The 16,294-nt window shown below is 45.4% G+C and carries 14 protein-coding genes; 9 read left to right on the top strand and 5 right to left on the bottom strand.

What is annotated here, in order from left to right; translation table 11 throughout:
• Window positions 1-183: 183 nt before the first annotated feature.
• From H6A61_RS10430 to H6A61_RS10420, 3 genes are all read right to left on the bottom strand, one after another.
• Window positions 184-1,365 (bottom strand): class I SAM-dependent rRNA methyltransferase, encoded by a 1,182-nt coding sequence (locus tag H6A61_RS10430; RefSeq protein ID WP_154042661.1) that lies wholly within the window; start codon window positions 1,363-1,365, stop codon window positions 184-186.
• Window positions 1,366-1,514: 149 nt separating this feature from the next.
• Entirely contained in the window at window positions 1,515-2,096 is a 582-nt protein-coding gene (locus H6A61_RS10425) for a 3'-5' exonuclease (RefSeq protein ID WP_154042660.1), read from the bottom strand.
• A gap of 12 nt (window positions 2,097-2,108) precedes the next feature.
• Entirely contained in the window at window positions 2,109-2,639 is a 531-nt protein-coding gene (locus H6A61_RS10420; RefSeq protein WP_154042659.1) for a DUF5063 domain-containing protein, read from the bottom strand.
• Window positions 2,640-2,787: 148 nt separating this feature from the next.
• On the opposite strand from H6A61_RS10420, the gene H6A61_RS10415 reads away from it, so the two are divergent.
• The 6 genes from H6A61_RS10415 (at window position 2,788) to H6A61_RS10390 (ending at window position 11,899) form a co-directional block, all read left to right on the top strand.
• A complete protein-coding gene (locus H6A61_RS10415; protein WP_204393425.1) occupies window positions 2,788-5,499 on the top strand; it encodes an FtsK/SpoIIIE family DNA translocase in 2,712 nt (903 codons plus the stop codon).
• A gap of 44 nt (window positions 5,500-5,543) precedes the next feature.
• The gene (locus tag H6A61_RS10410; RefSeq protein ID WP_204393423.1) at window positions 5,544-6,149 is read left to right on the top strand and encodes a LolA-like putative outer membrane lipoprotein chaperone; all 606 of its coding nucleotides are present in this window, start codon (window positions 5,544-5,546) and stop codon (window positions 6,147-6,149) included.
• Window positions 6,150-6,185: 36 nt separating this feature from the next.
• The gene (gene trxB / locus H6A61_RS10405; RefSeq protein ID WP_204393421.1) at window positions 6,186-7,121 is read left to right on the top strand and encodes a thioredoxin-disulfide reductase; all 936 of its coding nucleotides are present in this window, start codon (window positions 6,186-6,188) and stop codon (window positions 7,119-7,121) included.
• A 130-nt stretch (window positions 7,122-7,251) separates the two neighbouring features.
• A complete protein-coding gene (locus H6A61_RS10400) occupies window positions 7,252-10,062 on the top strand; it encodes a M16 family metallopeptidase (RefSeq protein ID WP_204393419.1) in 2,811 nt (936 codons plus the stop codon).
• Window positions 10,063-10,270: 208 nt separating this feature from the next.
• The gene (locus H6A61_RS10395) at window positions 10,271-10,801 is read left to right on the top strand and encodes a C40 family peptidase (protein ID WP_430746805.1); all 531 of its coding nucleotides are present in this window, start codon (window positions 10,271-10,273) and stop codon (window positions 10,799-10,801) included.
• A gap of 12 nt (window positions 10,802-10,813) precedes the next feature.
• Window positions 10,814-11,899 carry a DUF4858 domain-containing protein gene (locus H6A61_RS10390; protein ID WP_239469185.1) on the top strand — a complete coding sequence of 362 codons (1,086 nt, stop codon included), beginning with the start codon at window positions 10,814-10,816 and terminating at the stop codon, window positions 11,897-11,899.
• Window positions 11,900-11,976: 77 nt separating this feature from the next.
• Here H6A61_RS10390 and H6A61_RS10385 read toward each other — a convergent pair whose 3' ends face one another.
• Window positions 11,977-12,348 (bottom strand): DMT family protein, encoded by a 372-nt coding sequence (locus H6A61_RS10385; protein ID WP_154042654.1) that lies wholly within the window; start codon window positions 12,346-12,348, stop codon window positions 11,977-11,979.
• A 25-nt stretch (window positions 12,349-12,373) separates the two neighbouring features.
• Window positions 12,374-13,123 carry an ATP-binding protein gene (locus H6A61_RS10380; RefSeq protein WP_204393417.1) on the bottom strand — a complete coding sequence of 250 codons (750 nt, stop codon included), beginning with the start codon at window positions 13,121-13,123 and terminating at the stop codon, window positions 12,374-12,376.
• Between the two features lie 363 nt (window positions 13,124-13,486).
• Between H6A61_RS10380 and H6A61_RS10375 the strand changes: the two genes are divergently transcribed.
• The 3 genes from H6A61_RS10375 to H6A61_RS10365 are packed head-to-tail and all read left to right on the top strand — an operon-like array spanning window position 13,487 to window position 16,287.
• Window positions 13,487-14,917, top strand: a complete 1,431-nt coding sequence (locus H6A61_RS10375) for a CDC27 family protein (RefSeq protein WP_430746804.1) — start codon at window positions 13,487-13,489, stop codon at window positions 14,915-14,917.
• 6 nt (window positions 14,918-14,923) lie between these two features.
• Window positions 14,924-15,802 (top strand): nucleoside phosphorylase, encoded by an 879-nt coding sequence (locus H6A61_RS10370; RefSeq protein WP_204393413.1) that lies wholly within the window; start codon window positions 14,924-14,926, stop codon window positions 15,800-15,802.
• Window positions 15,802-16,287, top strand: coding sequence for a GAF domain-containing protein (locus H6A61_RS10365; protein WP_204393411.1), 486 nt, complete (start codon window positions 15,802-15,804; stop codon window positions 16,285-16,287). The genes H6A61_RS10370 and H6A61_RS10365 overlap by 1 nt, the downstream gene beginning before the upstream one ends.
• The last annotated feature ends 7 nt before the right edge of the window (window positions 16,288-16,294 follow it).

Genomic DNA, 16,294 nt, shown 5'->3' with positions numbered 1-16,294 from the left:
TATCAAACTCTGTATTGAGTAATGATGCGGCCCTTTTTTACTCTTTTAGGGTGCTCAAATTTCAAATTATAAGTTCATTTTTTCAAAAAATGAATTTTGACACACCCTCATTTATTTACATACTGTTATTCAAAGTCAATTATTTGACGGATAATTTACCTTACTTGAAATACTTAACTACAATTATTCTACATACAGTACCAGTCCCTTGAGGTATTCGCCTTCAGGATGGTATATATTGACCGGATGATCGGCCGGCTGTGTGAGCTGGTGCATGATGCGTACGCTTCTGCCACTCTGGGCTGCAGCAGTGAAGACTGCATTGCGGAAATCCTGCTTGCTTACTACCTGAGAGCAGGAGAAAGTGAAGAGGATGCCTCCCGGACGGATTTTCTCGAATGCCTTGGCATTGAGCTTGGTGTAGCCGCGAAGGGCATTGCGAAGGGCTCCGCGATGTTTGGCGAATGCCGGCGGGTCGAGGATTATAAGGTCGTACTCCCCTCCCATCCTGTCGAGATACTTGAAGGCATCTTCGGCAAAGGCTTCATGACGCTTGTCGCCAGGGAAGTTAAGCTCTACGTTGGCACGTGTGAGGTCGATGGCCTTGGATGAGCTGTCAACGGAATGGACAAGACGGGCTCCGCCTCGCATGGCGTAGAATGAAAATCCTCCGGTGTAGCAGAACATATTGAGGACGTTGCGGCCGAGCGAATAGTGCTCGAGAAGGGCACGGTTGTCACGCTGATCGACAAAGAAGCCTGTTTTCTGACCTTTGAGCCAATCGACGTGGAAGAGAAGGCCGTTCTCCATTGCCACATTCTCTGTGCTGCCTCCGAGGAGGAATCCGTTCTCTGTAGATTCAAGATCGGCCTTGAAAGGGAGCGTGGTCTCACTCTTATAATATATGTTGCTGACGGTGTCGCCCATCACTTCCTTGAGTGCCTTGGCTATCTCGTGACGATAGACGTGCATTCCGGCAGAGTGTGCCTGCATGACGGCTGTATGGTCGTAGAGGTCGATGATAAGGCCTGGAAGATTGTCGCCTTCGCCGTGTACAAGGCGGCAGGCATTGTTGGTCTCTGTTCCGATAAGACGGAGGGCCTGACGGAGGTTACGCGCAACGGTAAGACGGCGTACCCAGAAATCGTGATTGATCTCTTCTTTCCTGAATGTGAGCACACGTACGGCGATGCTGCCTATCTGATAGTGTCCGGAAGCTATGTACTGCTTGTCGGATGTATATACTTCAACTACCTCTCCTTCTTCCGGATTGCCCTCTACACGGGCTATGGCGCCGGAAAACACCCACGGGTGAAAGCGGAGAAGCGATTCTTCCTTCTTGGGTTTTAAATATACTTTGTTCATGTTATTCAATTAAAAATTAAGAATTAAGAATTAAGAATTAAAAATCAGCGATGCTAACCAATGGTCAACGAAGTTAATTAAGAATTAAAAATTAAAAATTAAGAACTAAAACTGATGACATCCGCCAATTATTAATTATTAATTTTTCATTATTCATTATTCAGCCTCTGATAAATCCTCAGCGTAGCCCATGCATCCGTAGCGGCATACTGTTGCTGTGCTTCGGTCAGGACGTCGGCTTCCCAGTTGGAAAGGCGCTGGCTCTTGGATATTTTCTCGCCGAAGAGTATGGCATATATCTTCTGGAGACTTTTTTCCTGAATGCCGAAACGGGATACATAGTCCTGGAGTTCAATCCAGTTGCCTACCCTCGGGTCCTTGTTGTTCGCACGGCGCAGCATGTTGAAATCGTCGCGGAGAGAGAGTCCTATCTTCAGGACATCGTTCTGCAGAAACTCTTCAAGGAAGTCCGGTATGCCGATACGGTTCAGCCTGAAAAGGAAACATGTGTCGGATGTGGCAACCTGCAGAAGGGCTACACTGTTCACCTTTCCTTTCTTGAACGAGGGACGGGTTTCGGTGTCAACTCCCACTACGCTGCAACGGTTGAGATAGGCTACAGCCTTGCGGGCATCGTCCTCGGTGTAGATGATAATGATACGGCCGGGGAAAACCACTTTAGGCATTTCGGATATGAGTTTCTTGTCTATTGTGGGTTGGTAGTCTGTCATGTCTGTCCGTGTTTAGCATTCTGATTCTTCACCGTGATACTTTACATTGTGAAGGGCACGCATGACATTGACCAATGTACGTCCCCAGTAGGATGCGAACTGCTCGCGGCAACGCCAGAGGGCATCGTTCATAGTTCTGTCGAGACCCAGGCTATATACGCATACGAAATCTTTCAGCGGCTGGTAGATGTCTGCCAGGCCTTCTGAGATGTTCTGCTTGATAGGTGTGTCGCTGAATGCCATGTCATCAAGGAAAACCTCAAGATAGTCATCGTCAGGACCCAACTGTTCCGCTATCAGGCTGCGCAGATGTTCATAGTCGGTTTCTGTAACGAATGTCTCAGGCTCGATGTCGTCGAGAGGTTCGCAATCGGGAAGCAAGGATGCTTTCAGATAAAGCAGCGGAAGGAGCTTGAGACTGCGATCGACAAACTCGGAGGGCTGCATTTCGGGAGTACGTTCCAGAAAACCGCAAAACTCGGCGGCTACGGTAACGAACTCGACTGTGTTTGCATCGAAAATAGGTTGATTTGATGATTTCATTTGATTTAATTTGTCTGCTATTCTTTAAAATATATGTGCAAAGGTAGGAATTTTTTCTGTTTTTATTGTTTTTTGTTTACTGTTTTCATATCGTTTGTATTATCTTTGCATGAGTATTTTGTAAAACGGTAATTAACTGATATATGTTATGAGTACAAAAAAAGACAATAAAAAATCGAATATAAACTCTAAGGACAATAGTAAAAAGAAGATAAAATCGGCACTGAACGGAGAGACAGGACACTTTATAGGAGGACTGATATGTCTGATGTTCGGAGTGTATATGTTCCTGGCATTTACTTCGTTCCTGTCGGCAGGAGGAGCGGATCAGAGTGTGACTGCAGTGAACTCCGTAGGCGAAACGGAGGTGGTGCAGAACCATACGGGACCGGCGGGTGCCAGACTGGCGGAATTTCTGATAAACGACTGTTTCGGTATTCCGGCGTATCTGATAGTGGTGGTGCTGCTTATTGCGGGTACGAAACTTATGAGGGCGTATAACTTTACGGTATGGAAATGGTTCCTGGCGTGTATGAGCATCATGTACTGGCTGTCGGTTACACTGGGATTTGCTTTCGGAAACGTATTCGAGAATTCGTTCATCTATCCGGGAGGTATGCACGGGTATAATGTGTCGCTATGGATAGAATCGTATATCGGAGTGCCGGGACTGATATTGCTGCTGCTGTTCTGCGGTATCATAATAGGTATTGCCATCAGAAGACAGACAATGGAGGTGGTGAGAAAGGTTATACATCCGGATTTCAAGAAGAAAAATGACGACGCAACAGACGGCAACAGCGAGCCTAAGGCTGACGAGGAGACAAGGAATGAGGCGGTAGCAGTGGAAGAGGTGAAGGCTCCTGCCGAGGAAGAGAATGCGGCTGAAGACGAGAACGCTGAGGAAGCCGAAGAAAAAACGGCGGAAGAAAAGCCGAAATGGAGTGCAAGACTGATGCCGGGTGGAATATTGGGAAAACTGTTCGGAAAGAAGCATAAGGCGGATGAAGAAGACGAAAGTGAGGATGATGCTGAAGAAGAGACTGCGGCTGAAGAGGAAAAGGCAGTGGAAGAGGATATCATAAATGTGGACTACGAGAAGAAGTATGCCGAATTCAAGCATGAGAATGAGCCTGAACCTTATGCCGAGGAGGTTTACAGCGACGACGTAAACTATACGGACAACAGCATAGAGCTTCCGCTGGACGATGTTCCGGTGAATGCGAAAAAGATTATTGAGGCAGAGAACATGTCGAAACCGGCAAATGCTGATGACGGGGGACCTGCTTTTGAGATAGAAGAGACTAAGGAAGAGGAAAAGGTAAGAGGCGACCTGAATGTTCCGTATAACCCGAGACTGGATCTGGAGCTGTATAAGTTCCCTACCCTGGATCTGCTGAAGACTTATCCTGACGACGGTCCGAGCATCGACATGGAGGAACAGAATGCCAACAAGAACAGGATTATCCAGGTGTTGAGAAGTTTCGGAATAGAGATTTCGTCGATAAAGGCTAATGTGGGGCCTACGGTGACGCTGTATGAGATTACTCCGGCTGAGGGCGTGAGAATATCGAAAATCAGAAATCTGGAGGATGATATAGCGCTGAGCCTTTCGGCACTGGGAATACGTATAATTGCCCCTATACCGGGAAAAGGTACGATAGGTATAGAAGTGCCTAACGCGAGTCCGAAAATCGTTCCTATGAGCTCTGTGCTGGCAAGCAAGAAGTTTCAGGAGAGTACTTACGAGCTGCCTATAGCGCTGGGTAAGACTATCACCAACGAGGTGTTCATGGTGGATCTGGCAAAGGCTCCGCATATGCTGGTGGCAGGTGCTACAGGACAGGGTAAGTCTGTGGGACTGAACGCCATCGTGACATCACTGCTGTATAAGAAGCATCCGAGCGAACTGAAATTCGTGATTATCGACCCTAAGAAGGTGGAATTCGCCATCTATGCACCGATAGAGAAGCATTTCCTTGCAAAGCTGCCTGATGCGGAGGACGCAATCATCACTGACGTGACAAAGGTGGTGCAGACACTGAACTCGCTGTGTGTGGAGATGGATACGAGATATGACCTGCTGAAGAAGGCGGGATGCAGAAACATAAAGGAATATAACGCGAAATTCATCAACCGACAGCTTAATCCGGCAAACGGACACAAGTTCATGCCTTACATAGTGATAATTATAGATGAGTTCGGCGACCTGATAATGACTGCGGGAAAAGAAGTGGAACTTCCTATATGCCGTATAGCTCAGCTGGCACGTGCGGTGGGAATACATGCGATAATCGCGACTCAGAGACCGACAACGAACATTATCACAGGTACCATCAAGGCAAACTTCCCTGCACGTGTGGCTTTCAGAGTGGCATCTATGATGGACTCAAGAACTATTCTGGACAGACCGGGGGCACAGCAGCTTATCGGTAAGGGTGATATGCTTTATCTGCAGGGAAATGATCCGGTGCGTGTGCAGTGTGCATTTGTGGATACTCCGGAGGTGGAGAAGATTTCGGAATACATAAGCAAACAGCAGGGCTACCCTACCGCTTTCGAGCTGCCTGAATATGTGGATGAGAATGCGGAACCAGGCGGAGCTGCGGATGTGGATATGAACAGACTGGACCCTATGTTTGAGGAAGCTGCAAGACTGATTATTTATCATCAGCAGGGTTCTACTTCGCTTATACAGAGAAAACTGTCGCTGGGATATAACAGGGCGGGACGTATCATGGACCAGCTGGAGAGAGCGGGTATCGTGGGTCCGGCAAACGGCAGCAAGGCGAGAGATGTGCTGTGTATTGACGAGAATGACTTGCAGATGAGACTTAGTCAATTAAGAACTAACAATTAAAAATTAATAATTAAGAGCTGATAATCAAAAATTAGGAGCTGATAATGAATATAAGATATTTAACTGTAATATCATTATTGCTGGCAACGCTGCAATGCTTCGGACAGAAGGATGCGAAGGCAAGGCAGATACTTGACGCAGTGGCGGCAGAATATGACAAGGCGGCGGGTACGGAAATTGTGTTTGACGGCAGCGTGAAGGGGACAATAGCACTGAAAGGTAACAAATTCGTTCTGGACTGCGGAGGCATAAAAAGCTGGTTCGACGGAGAAACTCTATGGAGCTATGTGGAGGATAACGAAGAGGTGAACGTGTCGTCGCCTACGGCAGAGGAGATACAGTCGATTAATCCGTATGCCATGATAGGGATGTACAGGAACGGCTTCAACTACTCGTATGCAGGCACGAAGAGCAGAAGCGGAATGATGTGTAAGGATATAGTGCTGAGACCTGAAAAGAAGCAGGATATAAAGGAGATAACTATATCGGTGAACAACAGGATGCAGCCTGTGTATGTGAAACTGGAAAGCAATTCGGGAGATGTACAGGAATTCACCGTGAAGGAATACAGGACATTGAACCTGGCGGACTCTTTCTTCAAGTTCGACAGGAAGAAATATCCGAATGCAGAGATTATAGATTTGAGATAGTAATATAAACATTAGTAACCAATAATAATTTTCAGTATGGCTACAGAACACGTGAAATGCCTGATCATAGGATCAGGACCGGCAGGATATACTGCCGCAATATATACAGGAAGAGCAAACCTCAATCCTGTACTTTATGAAGGACTCCAGCCTGGAGGACAATTGACAACTACAACTGAAGTGGAAAACTTCCCCGGTTATCCTGAAGGGGTGACAGGTCCGGTGCTTATGGACGACCTGAGAAAGCAGGCTGAGAAATTCGGCGCTGAGATAAGAAACGGTATCGTGACAAAGGCTGACCTGAGCAAGTCTCCATATACTTTCGAGGTAGATGGAGAAAAGGAAATTACAGCCGATGCGGTAATCATCTCGACTGGTGCTACTGCAAAGTATCTGGGACTGGAAGATGAAAAGAAATATGCAGGTATGGGCGTGAGCGCATGTGCCACTTGCGACGGTTTCTTCTACAGAAAGAAGAAAGTGGCTGTAGTGGGCGGCGGTGATACAGCCTGCGAGGAAGCCCTCTATCTGGCAAGTCTGGCAAGCGAGGTGTATCTGGTGGTGAGAAAACCGTTCCTGAGAGCATCGCAGATTATGCAGGAAAGAGTGATGAACCATCCTAAGATTAAGGTGCTGTTCGAACACAATGCAGTGGGACTGTATGGCGACAACGGCGTGGAAGGTATGCACGTGGTGAAGAGAATAGGCGAAGCTGACGAGGAAAGATATGACGTGGCTATCGACGGTTTCTTCCTTGCAATAGGCCATAAGCCTAACTCTGACATCTTCAAGCCATGGGTGAAGACTGACGAGGTGGGTTACATCATCACTGAAGGCAATACACCATGTACCGGAGTTCCGGGTGTGTTTGCAGCAGGTGACGTGGCAGACCCTCATTACCGTCAGGCTATTACAGCTGCAGGAAGCGGATGTAAGGCTGCTATTGAGGCGGAGAGATATTTGAATAAATGAAGAATTAATAATTAAAAATTAAAAACGAGTGCATGTCATCAATTTTAATTTTTAATTTACCTCCAGTTCTAAATTATTAATTGTCAATTGTTTATTGTCTATTATTAATTATTAATTATTAATTACAAACATGAATTTATGGAAACGTTCTGCCGCCATGATAATATTCATAGGCGGTATGGCATCAGGCTTCGCACAGCAGATGCCGCCTATACCTACCGATCCGAATGTACGTATAGGAAAACTGGAAAACGGGCTTACTTATTACATCAGACACAACGAGCTGCCTGAGAACCAAGCCGATTTCTACATTGCACAGAAAGTAGGTTCTATTCTTGAAGAGGACAATCAGAGAGGACTGGCACACTTCCTGGAGCATATGTGTTTCAACGGTACGACAAACTATCCGGGAAACCTGCTGAGAGAGTATCTTGAGACTATCGGTGTGAAATTCGGGGCTAACCTGAATGCATATACATCAATAGACGAGACTGTGTATAACATCTCGAATGTTCCTGTGGCAAGAGAGACTGTGATTGACTCATGTCTGCTGATACTGCACGACTGGGCTAACGACCTGACTCTGGATCATGAGGAAATAGACAAGGAACGCAAGGTGATACACGAAGAATGGAGAACCAGAACAGGTGCCATGATGCGTATGTACGAAAAGGTATTCCCTATAATGTTCAAGGACAGCAAGTATGCTTACCGTCTGCCTATCGGTACAATGGAAGTGGTGGATAACTTCCCTTATCAGGCTCTGAAAGACTATTATGAAAAATGGTACAGACCGGACCAGCAGGGTATCATAGTAGTGGGCGACGTGGACGTGAACAAGGTGGAAGAGAAAATCAAGAAGATGTTCTCCCCTATCGAGATGCCTGCAAACGCTGCTGAAAGAGTATATTTCCCTGTACCTGACAATGACGAACCGCTGATAGCCGTGGCTAAGGACAAGGAACAGCAGGTGCCTATCATATATCTGTTCTACAAGCATGAGGTTGTGCCTGATGAAATGAAGAACAATATGGGATATCTGGCAATGAACTATATGACTTCGATGATAAGCAATATGCTGAATGCACGTCTGTCAGAGCTTACTCAGAAGCCACAGCCTCCATTCATCCAGGCTTTTGCAGATGACGGTATCTATCTGCTGGCAAAGACTAAGGGTGCCTTCATGGGACTGGCTGTAGCCAAGGAAGACGGCATCATGACTTCTACGGAAGCGTTGATGACTGAAATAGAAAGAGTGAGACAGTTCGGATTTACTGCTAGCGAATATGCAAGAGCAAAGGCCGACTATCTGAGAAGTCTGGAATCGGCTTACAACGAAAGGGAGAAGATGAGAAACTCACAGTATGTGAACGAATATGTGAGACACTTCATCGACAACGAACCTATCCCGGGCATAGAGAACGAATATGCGATAATGAACCAGATTGTGCCTAACATTCCTGTAGATGCAATCAACCAGGTGGTAAAACAGATTATCGGAGAAAAGAACATCGTGCTGAGCGTGTTCTGTCCTGAGAAGGAAGGTATGAAATATCCTACAGAAGCTGAGCTGAAGGGAGTTATCGACAAGGTTAAGGCTGCAAAACTTGAAGCATACGTGGATAAGGTTTCAAACGAACCTCTGATGAAGGAACTTCCTGCAGGAGGAAAGGTTGTAAAAGAGGAAGCAGGACCGTTCGACAGCAAGATCCTTACTCTGAGCAACGGTGTGAAGGTGGTTCTGAAGAAGACTGACTTCAAGGCTGACGAAGTGAGAATGCAGGCTTTCAGTACCGGTGGTACTTCAATGTTCGACGACAAGGATGCAATTCAGTTCAAACTGATCAACCAGGTGGTAAGTCTGGGAGGACTAGGTAACTTCAGCGCAGTGGATCTGGACAAGGTGCTTGCAGGAAAGATGGCTTCGGCATCGGCTTACGTAAACAGCCTGACTGAGGGTATAAGCGGTTCTTGCTCGCCTAAGGATATGGAAACAATGCTGCAGCTTACTTATCTGAGATTTACAGCTCCAAGAATGGATCAGGATGCTTTCGCATCGTTTATCAACAGAAACAAGGCTGCCCTGGCTAATGCTGAAGCTGACCCTAACACTGCTTTCGGCGACTCAATAAGCGTGGCTCTGTATAACAGACATCCTAGAGCTATAAGCGTGAAGGCTGAGACTCTTGACAAGATTGACTACAACAAGGTGATGGAACTGTATAAAGACAGATTTGCTGACGCAAGCGACTTTACTTTCATCATGGTGGGCAACATTGACGAGGCTACAGCTACTCCGCTGATAGAGAAATATCTGGGCAGTCTGCCTTCGACAAAACGTAACGAGAAATTCCGCGACGTGAACCCTGACATCAGAAAGGGACTGTATGAAAACAACTTCACAAGAGAGATGGAGACAGCCAAATCGTCAGTTCTTATGGTGGCAAGCGGAAAATGCAAGTATGACCAGAAGAATGTGGTGCTGATGAGCATGATGGGACAACTGCTGAACATTCTATACACACAGACTGTGAGAGAGGATGCTGGAGGTACATACGGTGTGTCATGCAACGGCTCTGTAAGCAAATATCCTGAAGCTGAAGGTGTGTTCCAGATATATTTCGACACTGATCCGCAGCGCAGACCTCAGATGGTGGAACTGATAAACAAAGGTATCAGCGACTTCATCGCACAGGGTCCTAAGACTGAAGACCTGAACAAGGTGAAAGAATATATGCTCAAGACATATCAGCAGAACCAGAAGGAAAACTCTTACTGGATGGGAATTCTGAACACTATGTTGTGGGAAGGTGTAGATATGAACAAAGGATATGAAAACACCGTGAACGGAATTTCAATAGATGACCTGAAGAAATTCGCAAAAGACTTCTTCGGACAGAAGAACATGATTGAAGTGAGCATGAACTCGCCGGTGAAATGAGATTGACGGAATAGCCGAGAGGTGACCGTAAATATATATTGGAGACGATATACTACGAATTATGAGTGTATCGTCTCCATTTTTTTGTAATCAGGGGATATATTGTAAGAATAATGTTAAATTGTAACTAAATTGTGCAAACGGAAATCTTCCGAAAGGGAACTATTGACTACATTTGTATTGCAACACGTAAAAAAAGACATTATAAATGCCAGAAAAGACTCTATACAGAAAAATAATCCATGTAATGGCGGTGTGTATATCGGTACTGCTGCTGTCATCGTGCGGAAGCCACAGGTTTAACTATGACTTCAGAGATCTGGCAGCTGCGGCCATCAGACTGGACATGGATATAGAGATGAACGACAACCACAAGCTGTACATCGAAGCTGCCGACTGGATAGGTACGCCATACAGGTACGGAGGCAAGACGAAGAAAGGTGTGGACTGCTCGGGACTGACATCGGCAATATACAAGACCGTGTATATGAAAAAACTGGGAAGAAGCGCGGAGGAGCAGAGGAATGACGACTGCAGGAAAATCCTGAAAAGAAATCTGCGTGAGGGGGATCTGGTTTTCTTCCACAACGGGAAAAAGAAAAGAAAGGCATCGCACGTAGGGATATATCTGAAAAACGGCAGATTCATACACGCTTCGAGCAGTGTGGGAGTGGTGGTGAGCAGCCTGAACGAACGATATTACGAGAAGCATTGGCTACAGGGCGGAAGAGTGAAATGATATTAGGAAAAGATGGAGAATAACAGTAAGGTACATATTCCGGTCATTATAGCCGGCATGCTGATGATAGGTAACAATATTGCGGCACAGCAGTTGAACACTGACTTCAAGAAGGATTTCAAGAACGAAAAGACGGACAGTGAACTGAAACTGAACGAGGATGCCATAAAGCTGATCAAGTTTGATTTTATGCCTGAAATGAACAACGATGCGACAAAACCTCTTGAGGCACCGTTAAAGAAATCGTGGATGGAGTTCAAGGCCGATTTGGCAGTGCCCAAGAGCCTTACAGACACCACGAAGGTGAGAAAGCCAAAAGGATATATAAGGATGCTTCCCTACTCCATCTGGACCAAGTTCGGCGAAGATCCGGTGTATGATGTAATGGTGTTCGGTAAAAAAGAGAAGGATTATGAGATAACGTGGACATTCAATCCTTTCGGAGATGAAGAAGGCAATTACGGAAGGAGCATAGCTCCTTCGGCAGGTATGATAAGCGACGGGGTGATGATGAAAGGTGCGGGGGTGACTATAGGAAATCTTGACATACTGGGATTTATATATAACAACCTTACTCGAAGGGGAAGGATGCTGCAACATAACAGGAAGCATGCAAATGCATGGAAGACATATCAGACTTATCAGCCGTCGCTGGCTGACAGCCTGAAATTTCCGACATTCTACAACGGGATGACGATGCCTGTGTTCGACTACAGCAAGAACGGGAAAGATACGGCTATGACAGGGGATTTTCCTGTATTGTCGGACTCGGCAAGGGCGGAGATAGAGATGGTGATTGCATTGAGGAAAGACTCGCTGAGGAACGAGTATCTGGAAAAGGCGAACGAGGAAGCGGACAAGGAGAGAAAGCCTGACAGGGTGAGAAGGAACTTCAGATGGAACGTGAAAAAGGCCAAGGCAGCTAAGAAAATAAAGGATGAGGAGGAAAAGGTGAAAGCCATGGAGGAGAAGATGATTGAAGAACTGCCGGGAAGCATGGACAGCATCTATATCTATATGAGGAAAAAGGAAAAACGGAAGGCTGAAGAAAGAGCCGAACAGGAGAAGATAAGAAAGATGAGATACGGACTGGAATAAGCCGCGGGAAAAGAAATATGCCTTGTCGTCAGATAGAGAACGGCAAGGCATATTTTATGATATGTCGGGACATTTTCTTATTTCTTGAATATGAAATAGACTGCCAGGATAAGACAGCAGAATGCTGCAAGGTGGTTCCATTTCAGTTCCATCTTGAAGGCTATGACAGAGAATACGGTGAACACAACTAGCGTGATAACCTCCTGGATGACCTTGAGCTGCATGATATCGAACGGTCCCCCACTCTCGCGGAAGCCAAGACGGTTGGCAGGTACCTGAAGGCAGTATTCGAAAAACGCTATAGCCCAGCTGAAGGCTATCACTCCTATCAGCGGCAATGATTCAAACCAGCTGTATTCGCGCATCTTGAGATGGCCATACCAGGCAAATGTCATGAAAATGTTTGACAAAATCAGTAATAATACTGAGAAAATTCCATGTGATAACATATTGTGAGTTTTTTAAGTTTTCAGTTTACAGTTTCTCTACTACAGGCAGCATGTCTTCCTGGATGTTGTTCATACTGCTCCACAGGCTGTATCTTGCCTCGGGATTCATCTCTTCCAGACGGTGCAGCACTTCCTTCATATCCGAGCGGTGGGAATCCTTCTCATAGGGACAATTCTTTATCTGCTTGCGGTATCCGCGGATACGGGCCATTTCTATCAGGTCCGACTCGTGTATCAGGCACATAGGGCGGATGACGGTCATATCGAACTTGCGCATCACCAGGCGTGGAGGCATGGTACTTATGGCTCCCTGAAACGTCATGTTCATCAGCAGTGTCTCAAGAATGTCGTCCATGTGATGACCGAGGGCAATCTTATTGCATCCATGTTCCTTGGCTACGGTAAACAATGCCTTGCGTCTGTTCCACGAACAGAGGAAGCACGGCGACTTGCGTGTGTCTGTTGTAGGATCGAACGAGGTGGTGTAGGTGACGAACTCAACGCCAAGCGATTCTGCAAACTCGCGCAGGTACGTAGTGTCCGACTTGTATTCGATATTGCTCATCTCCACATGTACCGCCATGACAGAGAAACGCGGCTTAAATATTCTGGAACGCATGGCAAGCAGTTCAAGCAGAGCCATGGAGTCCTTTCCTCCCGACAGTCCGACCAGGATCTTGTCGCCGTCGTTTATAAGTCCGTAATCAACTATTCCTTTCAGGAAACGCTTGTTTATGCGGTAGAGTGTCTTGTCTTCTTCAGTCTGTTTTGCCATAAATCATTTCAAAAAGCGGGTGCAAAGGTACTCATAAAATGTTTTTGTTCAGTCTTGTCCGTTATTTTTTTTACGTATATTCCTTGATTTATCATAAAAATACAGCCATGCTTTCCGGCAGGAACCTGATTACGCAAACATCCGGTATGAGTGGAAATATACTCCGCAATCGCAGATAAAAGCTTATGTCAAGCTGCATCAGCCTACTAAATAATTGAAGATAAATACCTGCTTTCGGATATTTTGATTATTTTTGTAGAAAGTTGATGAGAATATTAGTTTTTAATTCCTGATTGAATAGAATGATTTGACCACCAATCGGTTGATCACAATGATAAAACAAGAAAATATAAAAACAGATATATGATATATATGGATACAAAAATAAAACTGACTGCAATAGCACTATTGATGTTTTCTGCCAGTGCCGGAGCACAGACGCTTAGCCAGGCGCAGAGATGGTTTACGCAAGGTGAATTCGAAAAGGCAAAACCGGTATTCAAGAAACTGGTGAAGCAATCGCCGTCGAACGCCAGCTATAATTTCTGGTACGGAGCATGCTGTTATGAGACGGGAGAGATGATGGAAGGACTGCCTTATCTGGAAAAAAGTGCGGCCAGAAAGGTGATAAACGCTTACCTGTACGTAAGCAAGGCTTATTATGACATGTACAGATATGAAGATGCTATAGAAAATCTGGAACAACATATCTACTGGCTGGAAAAAAAGAAAAGAGATACATCGGAAGCCGAAGAACTGATGACGAAATACAGGAAGGGTGAAAGACTGATAAGAAGCGTAGAGAACATTACGGTGATAGACAGTTTCGTGGTGGATAAACAGAGATTTCTTGACGCATACAAATTGAGCGAACAGGCCGGTACACTAAAAATGACCAATGACGGTAGCGGCAATGATGACGATATGACAGTGGAATTCATCAACGAGATGGGAGACAAAATGTTGCTCTCAGGAAAGGATGAAAACGGAAACAGCAAGCTGTATGCAAGCGTGAAGCTGATTGACAGCTGGAGCAATCCGCAAAAGCTGAAAGGCATAAACGAAGACATGACAGTACTGAACTTCCCATTCCTGGACTCGGACGGTACAACACTTTATTTCTCGGCAAAAGGAGATGACAGTCTGGGAGGATACGATATATTCATTACGCGTGCCGACTCGGAAGAGAACTCATTCTTCAAACCGGACAACATAGGATATCCTTTCAACTCGAGGTTCAACGACTATATGTATGCCATAGACGATTATAACAATCTGGGATGGTTTGCATCGGACAGGTATCAGCCGGAGGGGAAAGTGTGTGTGTATGTGTTCGTGCCAAACGAATCGAAGATTACTTACGACTATGACGCTGTGGGTGAAGATAAAATGATTTCTCTGGCAAAACTTGATAATATAGCTCTTACACAAACGGACAACAACACTGTTGCCAGAGCAAAGCAAAGGCTTGCAAAGGTGATGTATGCCACAGAAAACAAGGCCAAGAAAGCTGATTTCACATTCATTGTGAATGACAACAGGACATATACATCGCTGAACGATTTCAGAAAGGCAAAAGCAAAACAGATGTTTCAGGAGATGACCAAAAAACAGAGTGACCTGAATGCCCTGGAAAAGGAACTGGGACAATTGAGAGAGAAATATTCGAAATCAAACCAGGCAACAAAGACCTCAATGGCACCGGGAATACTGGATAAAGAAAAGAGGGTGAATGATTTAAGAGCCGAAATAGAAAGAATGTCAACTACGATAAGAAACATTGAACTTAAATAAATGCCTATGAAAGAATATTTTGCCCCTTCGGAACTTATTATAAATGAAGACGGATCGGTGTTCCATCTGCATTTGAAACCTGAACATCTGGCAGACAAGGTGATACTGGTGGGAGATCCGGGACGTGTGGCTACTGTGGCATCGCATTTCGACAGCAAAGAATGCGAAGTGGAAAGCCGGGAGTTCAGAACCATAACCGGTACGTACAAAGGTAAGAGAATAACCGTAGTCTCAACAGGCATAGGATGTGACAATATAGATATCGTGATGAATGAACTTGATGCTCTGGCGAATATAGACTTCAACACAAGATATGAAAAGGAAAATCTGAAATCGCTGGAAATAGTCAGGATAGGAACATGCGGAGGATTGCAGCCTTATACTCCTGTGGGAACATTCATATGCTCTGAAATATCAATAGGTTTTGACGGATTGCTTAACTTCTACGAAAGACGAAACGCTGTCTGTGACCTGCCTTTGGAACGTGCGTTGCTGAATCATCTGGGATGGTGTGGAAATATGTGCTCCCCCGCCCCATATGCAATTCATGCCAACAAGGAGATGGTGGAACGCATAGCAGGCAAAGATATGGTGAGAGGTATTACTGTGGCTTGCGGAGGTTTCTTCGGACCACAGGGAAGGAAACTGCGGGTTCCGTTGGCAGATCCGCATCAGAATGAAAAAATAGAGACATTCGAATATGACGGACGAAAAATAACCAATTTCGAGATGGAAAGTTCGGCACTTGCAGGTCTGGCAAGACTACAGGGACACAAAGCTACGACGGTATGTATGGTAATTGCAAACAGAGTGGCAAAGGAAGCCAACACAGGATATAAAAACCAGATAGACGACTTAATAAAAACGGTATTGGAAAGAATATAATGGAAGAGAGTTTCAAGCAGGACAATATAGCCGGAAAGGAAGAAAAATATTTACACTTCCTTGAACAGTACTCGCATCTGATTGAGGGCGAGAAGAACATTATCAGCGTACTGGCAAATACTACTGCCGCACTGAAAGAGGCATTCGGCTTCTTCTGGATAGGTTTTTATCTGATAGAAGAAGGAGAACTGCACTTGGGACCGTTTCAGGGAAGTTTGGCATGTTATCGTATAAAAAAAGGAAGAGGTGTGTGCGGAACAGCATGGGCAGAAGCCAGGACGCAGGTGGTGGCAGACGTGGATCTTTTTCCTGGACACATTGCATGCAGTTCGCTTTCACGATCGGAAATAGTGGTACCGATGATAAGTGGCGGGAATGTTGTCGGAGTTTTGGACATAGACAGTGACAAGCTGAATACTTTTGACGATACAGACCGCATATATCTGGAAAAGGCCGTGGAAATGATAGTAAAAAATTTATACTGATTTTATA

The sequence above is a fragment of the Bacteroides caecigallinarum genome (genome assembly GCF_016901995.1).
Lineage (GTDB): Bacteria > Bacteroidota > Bacteroidia > Bacteroidales > Bacteroidaceae > Phocaeicola > Phocaeicola cellulolyticus.
This window is presented reverse-complemented; position numbering and strand designations above follow the sequence as displayed.